Here is a 14,309-nt window from a genome sequence, read left to right on the forward strand (position 1 = left end):
CTCGTGGTCGGCGGCAGTCGGGCCGCCGCGCCGCCCGTCAGCGCAGTTGGCGGTTGACCAGGCGGTGGAAGAGGCCGGTCGTGTCGGCGAGCAGTTCGGCGGGTGGGCCCTGCTGGACGATGCGGCCCTCCGACATGGCGATCACACGGTCGGCGTCCATGACCGTGGAGAGCCGGTGGGCGATCACGATGCGGGTGGCGTGCAGGGCACGGGTGGATTCGATGACCACGCGCTGGGCTTCGTTGTCCAGGGCGCTGGTGGCCTCGTCGAAGAAGAGGATGCGCGGCTTGCGGATCAGGGCCTGGGCGATCATCAGCCGTTGACGCTGGCCTCCCGAGACGGTGCCGCCGCCGTCGGACAGCATCGTGTGCATGCCCATCGGCATCGCCTTGATGTCCTCCGCCAGGCCCGCCATCGCGGCGGCTTCCCACGCCTCCTCGGGTGAGAACGTCCCGGCGCCGCAGATGCAGTCGAGGATCGAGCCGGTGAAGGGCTGGGCGTTCTGCAGGACGACACCGCACTGGCGGCGCACGGCCGCCTGGTCGAGCGCCGCCAGGTCCTGGCCGTCGTACAGCACGCTGCCGGAGACGGGCTTGTCGAAGCCGATGAGCAGGCGGAGCAGGGTGGATTTGCCGCAGCCGCTGGCCCCGACGACGGCGACGAACTCGCCCGGCCGGACCTGGAAGTCGACGTCGTCGAGGACGAGCGGCCCGTCGTCGGCATAGCGGTAGGACAGGTTCCTGGCCTCGATGGCGCCGGTCAGCTCGCCGGGCCGGGTGCTGGAGCGGACCACTTCGGGGGTCTCCTGCAGGACCGGCTTGATCTGCTCGAACATCGGCAGCACGGCGGCGGCCGAGATGAGCGCACCCGTCAGCTGCGTGACCGAGGACAGCAGCATCGTCAGCGCGGTGCTGAAGGTGAGGAACTCGCTCGCCGACATGGCGCCGCGGGCCGGTCCGGCCAGCAGCACGAACATCACCAGCGTGCACAGCGGCAGGTAGACGGCGCCCAGGACCGTGATGACGTTCTGGATCCGGCCGATGCGCTGCTGCAGGTCGCGGGTACGGGCGAACTCGCGCGCCCAGGCCGCGTACGCGAAGCTCTCGGCCGCGGCGACGCGGAGCTTGGGCAGGCCGCGCAGGGTCTGGAAGGCCTGGTTGTTGAGGCGGTGGCCCAGCCTGATCAGCCGGCGCTGGTAGCGCAGTTGCCACAGGCCCAGGCTCAGGAAGACGGCTGCGATGACGACCAGCATGGCGAGCGCCGCCATCGCCAGCGGCACGCTGTAGGCGAGCAGCAGCACGAGGTTCATCGCGGCGACCGCACCCGCCTGCACGCAGACCGGGCCGATGCCGGACAGCACGCGGCGGATGGCGCTGATCCCCATGGCCGCGCCGGCCAGTTCGCCGGTGGAACGGCCGGCGAAGAACCTCGTCGGCAGCCGCAGCAGCCTGTCCCACACCGCAGGCTGCAGGGTGGCCTCGATACGGCCCTCCATGCGCAGGAGCGAGGTGTTCTGCAGGAGCATGAAGACGGCCGAGACGATGCCCGTCGCGATCAGTGCCAGCCCGGTCTGCACGATGAGGCCGTTCTCGCCTTGCGGGACGTACCGGCCGAGGATCTGGCCGGTGGCGATCGGCACCAGCGCACCCAGGACCACCGTGACCAGCCCGCCCAGGACGAGGCTGCGCAGCTCCTGGAAGGTGCCGCGCACGCTGAACCGGAGCAGCGCCGGCAGGCCCACCCGTCCGTCGGGCAGGGGGCGGTACAGCATGACGGCGCGCGGCTCGAAGGCGGTCCCGTCGGTCTTGGCGACGCGCTCGCGCGTGCCGGTGGCGGGATCGACCGCCTCGTAGCCGCCGCGCCGCCACAGCAGGGCGACCGGTGTGCCGTCCTCCTCGCGACGGCCCACCAGCGGACCGCTGTTCTCCCGCCACCAGCGCCCGCCGAGTCTGACCTCGCGGGTGCGGATCCGCGAGGCGAGCGCGATGCGTTCGACGGGGTCCGTCTGCCCGGACGCGGGGCCCGTGACCTCGCCCGGTTCGGACAGGGTGATGCGGGCCGCGTCGGCGACCAGGCGGCACACGGCGAAGGTCGCGTCGGCGCTCCCGCTCCGGTGGGGATGGCGGCCGGAGCGGACGATGGACGCCAGCAGCGTCCGGTCCGCCTGGGTACGGGCCGCCCGGCCGGCCTCGATGCCGGCCGCCGTGCGGTCCTCGTGCGCGCGCTCCTGCTGTTCGATCCAGCCGTCCAGTGCGTACAGCAGCCGGTGCTGCTGGTCGACCATGCCCTGCCACATCGCCGGGTCGACGAGGAGGGTGCCGACCGCCTCCGCCTCGTAGACGGCGCCGTACTGCACGCTGCCGGGGGTGATCTGCATCCACAGGATGTCGTCGTCGGCGCCGTGACCGGTGGTGGCACTGCCGTCCAGCGGTGCCTGGTAGAGCACGCGCAGACCGCGGCCTATGCCGCGCGCGAAGGCGTCCTCGAGGGGGCTCGGCCCTCCTGCTGCGGGGGCGCCGTAGTGCCCTTGTTCGGCGTACCACGCTCCGCCGTGGAACTGGCCGGCGTGGAACTGGTCGTACTCCGGGCGGTACAGCTCCCGCAGTTCGATGCGGCGCAGTCGGCATCCCTGCAGGGGCCGGCCGACCAGGGTGTGGTCAGGGCCCTCGGCCGGGCCCAGCAGCAGAGTGCCCGGCTCCAGGCGGCCCAGGAAGTGCCAGTGCCCGGCCTGCACGGCGTCGACGGCGAACAGGTCCAGCTCGCCCTGCACGACGAGCCACAGGACGAGCGGGCCCTCCAGGGACAGGCTGCGCAGGCCCGTGCAGTCGACGGGCGAGCCCAGGGCGCCCAGGGCCGCGACGACCGGGTCCGGGGCCCTGCCCGGCCGGCCCTCGGCGGCGGGGACGGGGACGGCGTGGTGGGCGTGCGTCACCTCAGTGCTCCCTGACCAGTGCGGCGTACGGCCCCTGCGCCGCGACCAGGTGCTCGTGCCGTCCGCGTTCCACGACCGTGCCCCGGTCGAGTACGACGATCTCGTCGCTGTCGCGCACCGTGCTCAGCCGGTGGGCGATGACCACGCAGGCACAGCCGCGTCGGCGCAGGTTGTCGATGATGACCTGCTCGGTGACCGCGTCCAGGGCGCTGGTCACCTCGTCGAGGACCATGACGCTGGGGCGGCGCACCAGCGCCCGTGCGATCTCCAGCCGCTGGCGCTGGCCGCCGGAGAAGTTGCGGCCGTCCTGCTCGACCCGGCTGTGGATGCCGCCGGGGCGGCGGGCGACCACGTCGTGCACGGCGGCGTCCTCGAGCGCGGCGATGACGGCCTCGTCCGCGATGGTGGGGTCCCACAGCGTGATGTTGTCGCGGACGGTGCCTTCGAAGAGGAAGACGTCCTGGTCGACGAAGGAGACGGAAGCGGCCAGCGCGCCGCGCGGGATGTCCTCCAGGCGCATCCCGTCGATGCGGATGGCCCCCTCCCAGGGGGTGTAGAGGCCGGAGATCAGCCGGGAGACGGTGGACTTGCCGCTGCCGGAGCCGCCGACGAGCGCGACCTGCTGACCGGGTCCGACCGAGAGCGAGAAGCCCTTCAGCAGCGGGGCGTCGAGCGGGCTGTAGCCGAAGGTGACGTGGTCCAGCTCCACCTGGCCCTTGAGGCGGCGGGTGCCGGCGGCGGGCTCGCGCCGCGCGTGGACCGGTGCGACGGGAAAGTTCTCGACGTCCTTGAGACGTGCGACGTCGGCCGCGAAGTCCTGGATCCGGCCGGCGACGCCGCCCAGCCGGGAGATCGGCGCGGTGAAGCTGGTCACCAGGGCCTGGAAGGCGACGAGCAGACCCACGGTGAGGTGCCCCTCCACCGCCCGCAGGCCGCCGATCATCAGGATCAGCGCGCTGTTGAGCGCCGCCAGTGTGGGCGCCACGATCGCCAGCCAGGCGCTGGGCACGCCGAGCCGCTGCTGCACGTCGAGGGTGACGGCGTGCTGTCCGGCCCAGCGGCGGAAGAAGCCGTTCTCGCCGCCCGTGGCCTTCATCGTCTCGATGAGCTGGAGACCGCTGTACGAGGTGTTGGTGAGCCGGGCGCTCTCGGCGCGCAGCTTCTGGGTACCGGTGGCCCGCAGCCGGATCACGATCCGCATCGCCAGCACGTTGAGCAGCGCCACGGCCACGCCGACGAGGGTGAGCTGCGGATCGTAGGTCCACAGCAGCACCGCGTAGAGCACGACCACGACGGCGTCCACGCCCGCGGCGGCCAGGTCCCGGGCGAGGGTCTCGGCGACCGCGTCGTTGGACTGCAGGCGCTGGACCAGGTCGGCCGGGTTGCGCTGGGAGTAGAAGGCGACCGGAAGTCTGAGCAGGTGCCGGAAGAAGCGGGCGCTGCCGAGGGTCGAGGAGATGATGCGTCCGCGCAGCAGATTGGCCTGCTGCAGTGCGGTGAGTGCCGCGGTGAGGACGAGGGCGACGGCCATCGAGGCGAACAGCACGCCCAGCAGGGACGTCTGCTCCCCGATGAGGAACATGTCGATGTACGTGCGGCTCAGGGCCGGTACGGACGCGCCGACGGCGACCAGGAGCAGGCTGGAGATCACGGCGGCGGCCATGGTGCCCGAAGTACCGCGCAGGCGGGCCGGCATGGCGCCCAGGACGCCCGGCTTGCGGCCGCCGCGGCGGAAGCCGTCGCCGGGTTCGAAGGTGAGGACGACACCGGTGAAGCTGGTGTCGAACTCGTCCATGGGGACGAACCGGCGGCCCTTGCCCGGGTCGTTGACGTACACGCCCCTGCGGCCGAGCCGGCGGGCCGTGCCGTCGTAGACGACGTAGTGGTTGAACTCCCAGAAGAGGACGGCCGGTGCGCTCACCCCGGCGAGCGCGGCCAGGTCCATCTGCATGCCCTTGGCCTTCAGCCCGTATCCGCGGGCGGCCTTGAGGAGGTTGCTGGCGCGGGAGCCGTCGCGGGAGACGCCGCAGGCGATGCGCAGTTCCTCGAGGGGGACGAAGCGGCCGTAGTGGCCGAGGACCATGGCCAGGGCGGCTGCGCCGCACTCCACCGCCTCCATCTGCAGCACGGTGGGGGTGCGTACGGGGCGGGGCGTCCTGCCCCTGGGGGCCCCGGGGACCGTACGGGCGGACGCGGACCTGCGGCGAGAGCCGCCTCCCTTGGGCTCGGGGCGGTGGCGCCGGCGTCCGGCGGGAGGGAGCTGAGGGGCCTGCGGCGAGGTCTGGGGTGCGGTCACGGCAGCAGCCAGTCGACGGGGCGCCGCGCGGCGAGGTGGACGGCGCCGGTGACCGGCGTCCGCGAGTCGACGGTGTACGGGGGCCCGTCCGCGGAGGACCACCGGTAGCCGGACTTGGTGGAGGACGAGGGCTCCAGCTGTACGAGGACGGCGACCGGGTTGCCGTGGCCGGAGAACTGCCCGGCGAGCCCGCTGTCGGCGAGGAAGCCGCCGATCTGGGCCGGCGTCTGGGGCGCGCGGCCGACCGCCTTGACGCGGCCGCGCAGCATGCCGAACTGCTGCTGCGGGACGGACTGGACGCTCAGGTCGACCGGGGCGCCCACGGGGATCGCCGAGCCGCTGCCGCCCGGCACGTACAGGACGGCCACCAGCGGGTCCTCCGGATCCTTCACGCGTTCCACGGTCGCCACGTCCGCGCCCGTGGCGACGACCGAACCCACCTTGGCCACCAGCGTCGTCAGCCGGCCGGCGGTCACCACGCGCACGGGGCGGTCCCCCTGCTCCGTACGGACGTTGAGCAGGGGCGCGCCGGCGGCCAGCAGTTGGCCTTCCTCGGCGAGGACTCCGGTCACCTGTCCCGCGACCGGGGTCTGCAGCACGTAACTGCCCCCGGCCCGGGTGAGGATGCCGGGGGCGCTCAGTTTGGAGGACACGGTGCCCGTGAAGGCCCAGAAGCCCGCGGCGGCCATGACGACGACCGTGACGGCCAGGACGAGCCTCCCCTGCGGGCGCGCAAAGCGAACGGGCAGGTCGAGTTCTTCGGGCGATTGCAGCTTGGAAAGAGCCTTTTGGCGAAACTGCACGGATCATTCCTTCCACTGCATTTACGTCTGCCGGGCAGGCGGGCAGCCAGGAACCCCGGAGCCGTGGGGGACGCTCCGGGGTTCATGGGGATTTCCTGATCAGAGACCGGCGCGACCGGTGTTCAGCGAAACGCCGGTGATGCCCGTGACGAGACCGGGGACGTGGGAGACGATGCCCTGCGCGGCCTGGACGGTGTGGAGGGAGCCCACGACGCCCACGACGTCGTTGACATCGCTGGTCACGGCGCCGGCGAGGCCGCCGGACACGCTGATGATGCCGCCGGAGACGGCGTCCAGCTCGGTGTCGTCGATCTCACGGGTCTCGATGTCGTTACGCATGACGCGCACCTTTCATTGGGGGGAGGAATTCACAGCTGCGGCGGCCGGGCGGCCCGAAACTCGGGCGCCATTCCCGACTGCCGCAATGCGCAAGATGAAAGCACGCGAACGGGCTGCCCACCCAATCCCGTTGACGCCTCATCACGGGCGGATGCCCACCTCCGAGGACCGACGTGCAGCTTGATTCACGGAATGGTGACGGCTTCTTCACAGGATCGAGTAACAGATACGGGCCGTCCGTTGCTTACACGGAACCAAACGGGGCAAGCCGCCACCAAACAGTTGGGACATATCCGCCGTACCGCCGGACGAAGGAAGCCGGCAGGAGTGATCGCGGACACGGTGTGCAGATTTCCGGAAGGCGCGCGGGGTGACGGTGCCATCACGCCTGGTACGCGCGGGGCCTCGACGCTGCAGGGGACGAGGCGTTCAGCTTCCCGCTCGCGCTTCGATCAGGAACCGGTGGTCGTGTGCCGTGAATCCGCCCGTCCTTCCGATGTGCCGGTCGAGTCGGCGTAGCGCGGGCTCGTGCGCGGACGGATCGAATCCGGGGAACTGCCAGGGGACGGCGCACAGCTGGAAGACCACCGCTCCTATGTCGCGGAAGACGTAGGGGCTCATCTCCTCTCGCGCCGTGGTCACGCGCAGGCCCGCGCCTTCCAGGGCCCGTACGGCGACGTCCAGGGTCCAGCCGTCGGGATCGGCCGGCGAGGGGATGCCGACGGCTTCGTTCAGTTCCGGCTGGTTCCGGCTGCCCACCTGCTGGGTGAGGAGCCGGCCGCCCGGTGCGAGCGCGGCGCGGATACTCGCCGCATCCAGCAGTCCGTGCCGGTTGAGGATCAGGTCGAAGCGTCCGGAGGGCAGGTTCCGTCCCGACGCCCGATGGACCTCCACCCCCAGCGGGGAGAGGCGCGCCCGGGCCAGGGGGAGGCTGGGCGGCCAGTTCTCGGTGGCCGCGGACGTGGGCGGGAGCGGGGCGAGCGAGGCGAGGAACTCACCGCCGCCGGTGTCGATGTCCAGGAGGCTCCGCGCGCGCGGGAGCCGGGCGCGGGCGAGCCGTCCGTAGTCCCAGGAGGGGCCCTCGCCGTCCGCCCGGCCCTTCAGCCAGCTGAAGTCCCAGCCCGTCATGCCGGCCTGCAGGGCCTCCTCGACGCGGGTCTCGTAGTCGTGGGCCATGAGAGAAACCTCCGGGTGATGGCTGGCGCGGGGCTCGGCGGGGTGCTAAACAGAACCCCCAGAGATGGTTACACGTGTAACAGCAGATGTCTGCGCCTTTTCAGGAGCTCCGGAGCGTCCATGCCCACCACACCCGAGCCGATGCCGCTGCCGTTCTCCTGGGCCGCACAGGAACGGCACCTCGTCGGCCTGCTCTCGGCACTGATCCGACTGGACACCTCCAACCCGCCGGGCCACGAGATCGCCGTCGCGCGCCGCCTCTCCCGGGAGCTGTCCCCCCTCGGCATCGCGCACACCGTGCTGGAGTCCGCACCGGGCCGGGCCAACCTCGTCGCCCGGCTTCCGGGCTCGGGACAGGAACCGCCGCTCATGCTGCTGGGCCACGCGGACGTGGTCGGCGCCCTGCCCGGCCAGTGGACCCGGCCCCCCTTCTCCGGCGAGGTGGCCGACGGCCGCGTGTGGGGTCGGGGGGCGCTGGACATGAAGGGCCAGGTCGCCGCGAGCCTGCTGGTGATGCAGCTCATCGCCGCACACCGGATGCGGCTGCGCCGGGATCTGCTGCTGGTGGTCACCGCCGACGAGGAGGCCGGCAGCCGGCTGGGGGCGTACTGGCTGTGGGAGAACCACCGGAGTCTCGTCGAGGCCGAGTTCGCGTTCAACGAAGGCGGCGGGCAGCGTTTCCTGACGCCCGGCGGCCCCGTCTACACCGTCCAGGTGGCCGAAAAGGGCAGCGCCAGGATGCGGATCACCGCGCGCGGTCCGGGCGGCCACGCCTCCGTCCCGCGCTCGGAGGCGGCTGTCTTCACGCTTGCCGAGGCGCTGCTCAGGCTGCGCGCCTTCGCGCCCCGGTCCGTGCTGCATCCGGCCGCGCACCGCATGCTGGGCATCCTGGCCGAGCTGCACCCGGGGACGGGTGCGCAGGCCGTCGAACGTCTGCTGGAGGCCCCCACGTGGGCGGGCGCGAACAGCCTGCCCATCGATCCGGTCCTGCGTGAGTTCGTGGTCGCCGGGCTGCACAACACCGCCACTCCGACGCTGCTCTCCGCGGGACACCGGCAGAACGTGGTGCCCGTCGAGGCGAGCGTGGTGCTGGACGGCCGCCTGCTGCCCGGACAGTCGCCCGAGGACTGGGTGGCGGAGGTCCGCAAGGCGGTCGGGGACCGCGTCGAGGTGTCGCTGCTGCACGGCAGGGAGAGCCGCGCCGTCCACGACGACCCGGAGCTCCTGCGGGTTCTGGGCGATACGGTCGCGGCCCACGAACCGGGCGCGCGGGTGCTTCCGTACGTCAACCCGGCCTCCACGGACGCCCGCGCCTTCCCCGACACGAAGGTCGTCGGCTTCTTCCCCTCCGCGAGTGACGCGGACGTCATGCGGCTCATCCACGCGCCGGACGAGCACGCCCGGATCACCGACCTGATGTTCGGCGGGAAATGCCTGCTGGACGCGGTTCTCAGACTCTCCACGTGAAAGGAACCACCCCATGGGTGTTGTCATCCAGACCCTGGCCGGCAAGGTCGAAGGCACGGCCGAGGACGGACTGTCGGTCTTCAAGGGCATTCCCTACGCCCTCCCCCCGGAAGGACCCCTCAGGTTCCGGGCGCCGGCCCCGGTCCCTGCGTGGGAAGGGGTCCGGCCGGCCGGGTCCTTCAGCGCCGTACCGCCGCAGTTGCCACTGGTCCCCGGGATGCCCCCGGCGTGGCGGCCGGAGGACGGCCTGGACTGTCTCAGCGTGAACGTCTGGACCCCGGGAGGAGCCGGTGACCGGCTGCCGGTGATGGTGTGGATCTACGGCGGCGGGTGGAAGACGGGCCACTCGGCCGATCCCCTGCACGACGGAGAGGTGCTGGCCCGCGGCGGCGTCGTGCTCGTGACGTTCAACTACCGCGTCGGCTTCGAGGGATTCGGCCACGTGCCGGGCGCTCCCGCCAACCGGGGCTTCCTCGATCACGCCGCCGCGCTCACCTGGATACGCGAGAACGTCGCGGCGTTCGGCGGCGATCCGGACAACGTGACGATCTTCGGCGAGTCCGGTGGAGGTGCGTCCGTCGCCGCGCTGATGTCGGCACCCGCAGCGCGCGGTCTGTTCCGTCGCGCCATCGTCCAGAGCATGGCCGGGCGGTTCCTGCCCGAGGAGGAGGCCCGGCGGATCGCCGCGCTGATCGGGGAGGCGGCCGGTGTGGGTCCCGAGGGCCTGGCCTCGCTGCCCCCCGAGGCACTGCTGGCCGTGCAGGACGCGCCCCTGGCGGCGATGCGGGCGAATCCGTCGGACTGGACGACCCCCGAGGCGATCACCGCGTTCTCGCCCGTCATCGACGGCGTCACCGTCGTGGACGAGCCGTGGCGCGCACTTCGCTCGGGGTGCGCACGCGACGTGGACCTCGTCACCGGCTATACGCACGACGAGTTCACGCTGTTCGCCATGGAGCGCGGCCTCGTCAAAATCAAGGCCTCGGCGATGGTCAGGGCCGTGCCCATGATGCTCGCGGCGGCCCGCGCGGGATGGCGCGAGCGGGCGTCTCGAAAGCCGGCAGGTCCCTCCGCGAAGATCCGCGACCTCGACCTCGGCGTCGTCGCCGAGGAGTTGGGACTCGGCCGCCCGGCGGCCTCCGAGTACCGCGCCGCCCACCCGGGCCTGAACGACCCACAGCTGTACGTCGCCATGTACTCCGATGCCCTGTTCCGGATGCCCTCGACGTGGCTGGCGCAGGCGCACGCCGCCGCGGGCGGCCGGGCCTGGCTGTACGACTTCACCTGGAGCAGCCCGGCCTTCGGCGGGGCCCTGGGCGCCTGCCACACCATGGACATCCCGGCGACGTTCGGCCACGCGCGGGGGCCGCTGGCGGCCTTCCTCTTCGGCGGCAGGGCCCCGTCCCAGGACTTCACCCGCCTGTCCGAGCGGCTTCGCGCCTCCTGGATCTCCTTCGCCGCCACGGGGGATCCCGGATGGACCCCCTACACGCAGGAACAGCCGATGACCCGCATCTGGGACGTCGAGCCGTCGGTCGTCGAGGACCCGCTCCGGGCGTCCGGCCGGATCTGGCACGAGAAGTCCGGGCTCTGACCGCCCCGGCACCGATCCCTCCCCGGCCCCGTCTCCCCCGCGCGCGGCCGTGCCCCGGCCGCCGCTCGGTCGGGCGCATCCCGCGACACCACCGTCATGGAAGGAAGCACCGCATGGCTCCCGCTCAGGACCGCACCGCGCCCGTCGTGAACACCCGCTCGGGCCCGATCCGGGGCGTCGTCGAAGACGACCTCGCCGTGTTCAAGGGCGTGCCCTACGCCGCGCCGCCCGTCGGATCCCTCAGGTGGCTCCCCGCTCAGCCGCATCCGGGGTGGAGCGGGGTCCTCGACGCCTCCTCGTACGGGCCCGCCTCCCCGCAAGCCGTGCGCGAGGGCGACCCCGTACTCGGCAGCCACGGCCTCCCGCCCTTCGACGAGGACTGCCTGACGCTGAACGTGTGGACGCCCGGCGCGGACGACGCGCGCCGGCCGGTCCTGGTCTGGATCCACGGCGGCGCCTTCCTGTCCGGGTCGGGCGCGATGCCCAACTATTCGGGCGAGACCTTCGCGCGGGACGGCGACCTGGTGGTGGTGAACCTGAACTACCGGCTCGGCCCGCTCGGCCTGCTCTACTTCGAGTCGGACGACGGCGCCGAACACGGCAACGTCTGGCTCACCGACCAAATCGCCGCACTGCGCTGGGTCCAGGACAACATCGCCGCGTTCGGCGGGGACCCCGGCAACGTCACCGTGGCGGGCCAGTCCGCCGGCGCCCTGTCCACCGCGGCGCTCGCGGGCCACGGGGACGGCGGGGGCGGCGGGCGTCTCTTCCGGCGCGCCGTCCTGCAGAGCGTCCCGCTCGGGATGCCGCTGTCCACTCCGGCCGCCTCCCTCGCCCGTACCGCCGCCTATCTCGAGAGCGCCGGCGCGAAGGACATCGACGAACTGCGCACCGCACCGTGGCCGTCGCTGGTCGAGGCCACCGCCGGGCTCCTCGGGGACACCGCGGAGTGGGGGCACTGGACCGTGCCGTTCCTGCCGGTTCTGGACGGCTCGACGGCGCGGCGGCAACCGGTCGAGAACCTGCTCGACGGTCCGGGCGCCGACATCGACGTCCTCATCGGCTGGACCAGGGAGGAGTCGGGTTTCAGCTTCGCGCTGGGCGAGACGTACGCGTCGGCGACCAGGGAGCAGGTGCTCGCCCGGGCGCGGGACACCTTCGGCGACGGCGCGGCCGATGCCTACGCGGCGTACGAGGCCGCCCGCCCGGGCGCCCGTCCCGTCGACGTCCTCATCGACCTGAGCACCGACGAGCTGTTCAGGAAGCCCACCCTGGCGTTCGCGGAGGCGCGGGCGGCACGGGGCCGCCCGGTCTGGGCGTACGAGTTCGACTTCCCCACCCCCGCGCACGAGGGCCGCCTGGGTGCCCCGCACTGCCTGGAGCTGCCCTTCGTGTTCGACAACTTCGGCGCCTGGTCGCACGCACCGTTCCTGGCGGGAATGGACACCAGGATCAGGGACGGCCTCGCCAGGACCATGCACCGGGCGTGGATCTCGTTCATACGCACCGGCGACCCCAACCACCCGGCCATGCCGCGCTGGGACCGGTACGACCTGCGGTCCCGCACCACCATGCGCTTCGACACCGTCACCACGGCCGTCTCCCATCTGACGCCGCACTGACGCAGGACCACGGCCTCCAGAGGCCGGGGCGCTGGAACCTAGCCGAGGGACCCGTCGATGGGCTGCTCCGTCCAGATGGTCTTCCCTCTGCTGGTGAACCGGCAGCCCCACCGGTCGGTGAGCTGGGCGACGAGGAACAGGCCGCGCCCGCCCTCGTCCGTCTCCCGCGCACGGCGCAGGCGCGGCTGGGTGCTGCTGGGGTCGGACACCTCACAGACGAGCACCCGGTCGCGGATCAGCCGGAGCCCGACCGGGCCGCCCGCGTAGCGGATCGCGTTCGTGACGAGTTCGCTGACGACGAGCTCCGTCACGAAGCCCAGTTCGTCCAGCTCCCAGCCCGACAGCTGGCCCACGACCAGTTCACGGGCGTGCGCGACGAGGGACAGGTCGGCTTCGAGTTCCCACTGGGCGACCTGGTCGGACGAGAGGGCGCGGGTGCGGGCGAGCAGCAGGGCGACGTCGTCGGCGGGCTCCTGGGGCAGCACCTTGTCGAACACGCTCTGGCTGACCTCGCCCAGGGGCCGGCTCGATCCGGCGCCGGCGAGGGAGTCCCGCAGTCTTTCCATGCCCTCCTCGATGTCGCCGCCGCGGCGCGCGACGAGTCCGTCCGTGAAGAACGCCATCGTGCTGCCGGGCGGTACGCCGAACTCGGTCACCTCGAAGGGCATTCCGCCGACGCCCAGCGGCGGTCCGGGCGCCATGCCCAGGAAGAACGGCTCCTCCCCCGGGGGCAGCAGGGCCGGCGGCGGATGTCCTGCGGTGGCGGCGACGCACCGGCTCGTCACCGGGTCGTAGACGGCGTACAGGCACGTCGCTCCGAGCACGGCGGGCTCCGCGCGGGAGGCGCCGGTCATCTGCTCGCTGGAGAAGCCGAGCACCAGGTCGTCCAGGTGCGTGAGCAGCTCGCCCGGATCCAGATCGAGATCGGCCAGGGTCTGCACCGCGGTCCGCAGCCGTGCCATGGCCGCGGTGGCTTCGAGGCCGTGGCCGACGACGTCCCCGACGACGAACGCCACGCGCAACGACGGCAGGGGGATCACGTCGAACCAGTCCCCGCCGACCCCGACGCCGCCGCACGCCGGCTGGTAGACCCCCGCCGTGTCGGCGGCCGCCGTGTTCACGAGGGAGTGCGGCAGCAGGCTTCGCTGCAGGGCCACCACCGAGCGGTGTTCCTTCGTGAAGCGGCGTGCGTTGTCCACGCCGAGCGCGGCCCTGGAGGCGACGTCCTGCAGGAGCGCCGCGTCCTCCTCGCCGAAGGCGAACGGCAACTGGCTGCGCCAGACCGTGACGCAGCCGAGGATCAGACCTCGTGCGTACAGCGGTACGGCGACGGAGGAGTGCGCCCCGCTCGGGACGAACAGGCGCAGGGTCTCGGAGTCCACCCCGAGCGCCGCGCGGAGCACGTCGACGTCGGACACCAGCACGGGCCGTCCCGCCATGAGCGGGCGCATCACCTCCGTGTCCGGTACGGGAGGGAGTGCCTCGCCGACCGGCAGGAGGTCCTCCGCGAAGACCCCGGGGCTCTGTGCGGCAGCGGTCCGGCGCAGGCGGACCTCACCGCTGGTGTCGAGGGGCAGCGGCTCGTCGCCGACCAGCACCGGCTCGGCGAGGTCCACGGTCGCCAGGTCGGCGAAGTCGGGGACGAGCAGGTTCACGAGGACCTGGGCCATGTCCGTCACGTCCAGGGAGGCCCCGATGCTCGCGGCGGCCGTGTGGGACAGCCTCGTGCGGCGTCGCTCCGAGTCGGCCTCGACGGCCTCCGCCGCGGTGTCGTCCTGGGTGACCAGGACGAGCCATTGCGCCTCGGCGTCGCGATCTTCCGGGGTGCGCGCGGCGAGGCGGACGACCGTGCAGACCAGCGGGACGTCCCGGCCCGCTTCACCGCTGCCGGGGATGGTCACCGTGCGCCCGATCGGTCCCGCCTCCGCACCGGCGCGCGGGAGCAGCCCCAGCAGGGGAGCACAGGGCCTGCCCGGTGAGCATTCCAGCAGCATGGCCGCCCGTTCCGAACGGGCGACGACCACGCCTGCGTCGTCCAGGACGACGGCTGCCGTTTCGCTGACGGACACCGAGGCCGGCC

Annotated in this window: 9 protein-coding genes; 3 read left to right on the forward strand and 6 right to left on the reverse strand. The window is 72.5% G+C overall.

What is annotated here, in order from left to right:
* Positions 1 to 37 precede the first annotated feature (37 nt).
* The 5 genes from OG472_RS09020 to OG472_RS09040 form a co-directional block, all read right to left on the reverse strand.
* A complete protein-coding gene (locus OG472_RS09020; RefSeq protein WP_405941283.1) occupies positions 38 to 2,932 on the reverse strand; it encodes an NHLP bacteriocin export ABC transporter permease/ATPase subunit in 2,895 nt (964 codons plus the stop codon).
* A gap of 1 nt (position 2,933) precedes the next feature.
* Positions 2,934 to 5,228 carry an NHLP family bacteriocin export ABC transporter peptidase/permease/ATPase subunit gene (locus OG472_RS09025; RefSeq protein ID WP_405941284.1) on the reverse strand — a complete coding sequence of 765 codons (2,295 nt, stop codon included), beginning with the start codon at positions 5,226 to 5,228 and terminating at the stop codon, positions 2,934 to 2,936.
* Positions 5,225 to 6,031: a hypothetical protein gene (locus tag OG472_RS09030; RefSeq protein WP_405941285.1), complete on the reverse strand. Its 807-nt coding sequence runs from the start codon at positions 6,029 to 6,031 to the stop codon at positions 5,225 to 5,227. The genes OG472_RS09025 and OG472_RS09030 overlap by 4 nt, the downstream gene beginning before the upstream one ends.
* Positions 6,032 to 6,130: 99 nt before the next feature.
* Entirely contained in the window at positions 6,131 to 6,370 is a 240-nt protein-coding gene (locus OG472_RS09035) for a hypothetical protein (RefSeq protein ID WP_401604425.1), read from the reverse strand.
* Between the two features lie 429 nt (positions 6,371 to 6,799).
* Positions 6,800 to 7,546, reverse strand: a complete 747-nt coding sequence (locus OG472_RS09040; protein ID WP_401604428.1) for a class I SAM-dependent methyltransferase — start codon at positions 7,544 to 7,546, stop codon at positions 6,800 to 6,802.
* A gap of 120 nt (positions 7,547 to 7,666) precedes the next feature.
* Between OG472_RS09040 and OG472_RS09045 the strand changes: the two genes are divergently transcribed.
* From OG472_RS09045 to OG472_RS09055, 3 genes are all read left to right on the forward strand, one after another.
* A complete protein-coding gene (locus OG472_RS09045) occupies positions 7,667 to 9,013 on the forward strand; it encodes a M20/M25/M40 family metallo-hydrolase (RefSeq protein ID WP_405941286.1) in 1,347 nt (448 codons plus the stop codon).
* 13 nt (positions 9,014 to 9,026) lie between these two features.
* The gene (locus OG472_RS09050) at positions 9,027 to 10,607 is read left to right on the forward strand and encodes a carboxylesterase/lipase family protein (RefSeq protein WP_405941287.1); all 1,581 of its coding nucleotides are present in this window, start codon (positions 9,027 to 9,029) and stop codon (positions 10,605 to 10,607) included.
* A 113-nt stretch (positions 10,608 to 10,720) separates the two neighbouring features.
* Complete coding sequence (locus OG472_RS09055) at positions 10,721 to 12,229, forward strand: carboxylesterase/lipase family protein (protein ID WP_405828885.1); 1,509 nt, start codon at positions 10,721 to 10,723, stop codon at positions 12,227 to 12,229.
* Positions 12,230 to 12,267: 38 nt separating this feature from the next.
* On the opposite strand, the gene OG472_RS09060 is transcribed toward OG472_RS09055, so the two are convergent.
* A complete protein-coding gene (locus OG472_RS09060; protein ID WP_405828887.1) occupies positions 12,268 to 14,298 on the reverse strand; it encodes a SpoIIE family protein phosphatase in 2,031 nt (676 codons plus the stop codon).
* Positions 14,299 to 14,309 lie beyond the last annotated feature (11 nt).

The sequence above is a fragment of the Streptomyces sp. NBC_00207 genome (assembly GCF_045160965.1).
Lineage (GTDB): Bacteria > Actinomycetota > Actinomycetes > Streptomycetales > Streptomycetaceae > Streptomyces.

Excerpts from the sequence above, each read along its gene's own strand:
- OG472_RS09045 (WP_405941286.1), top strand. The coding sequence starts at position 7,667 with ATGCCCACCACACCCGAGCCGATGCCGCTGCCGTTCTCCTGGGCCGCA.
- OG472_RS09040 (WP_401604428.1), bottom strand. The coding sequence starts at position 7,546 with ATGGCCCACGACTACGAGACCCGCGTCGAGGAGGCCCTGCAGGCCGGC.
- OG472_RS09050 (WP_405941287.1), top strand. The coding sequence starts at position 9,027 with ATGGGTGTTGTCATCCAGACCCTGGCCGGCAAGGTCGAAGGCACGGCC.
- OG472_RS09055 (WP_405828885.1), top strand. The coding sequence starts at position 10,721 with ATGGCTCCCGCTCAGGACCGCACCGCGCCCGTCGTGAACACCCGCTCG.
- OG472_RS09035 (WP_401604425.1), bottom strand. The coding sequence starts at position 6,370 with ATGCGTAACGACATCGAGACCCGTGAGATCGACGACACCGAGCTGGAC.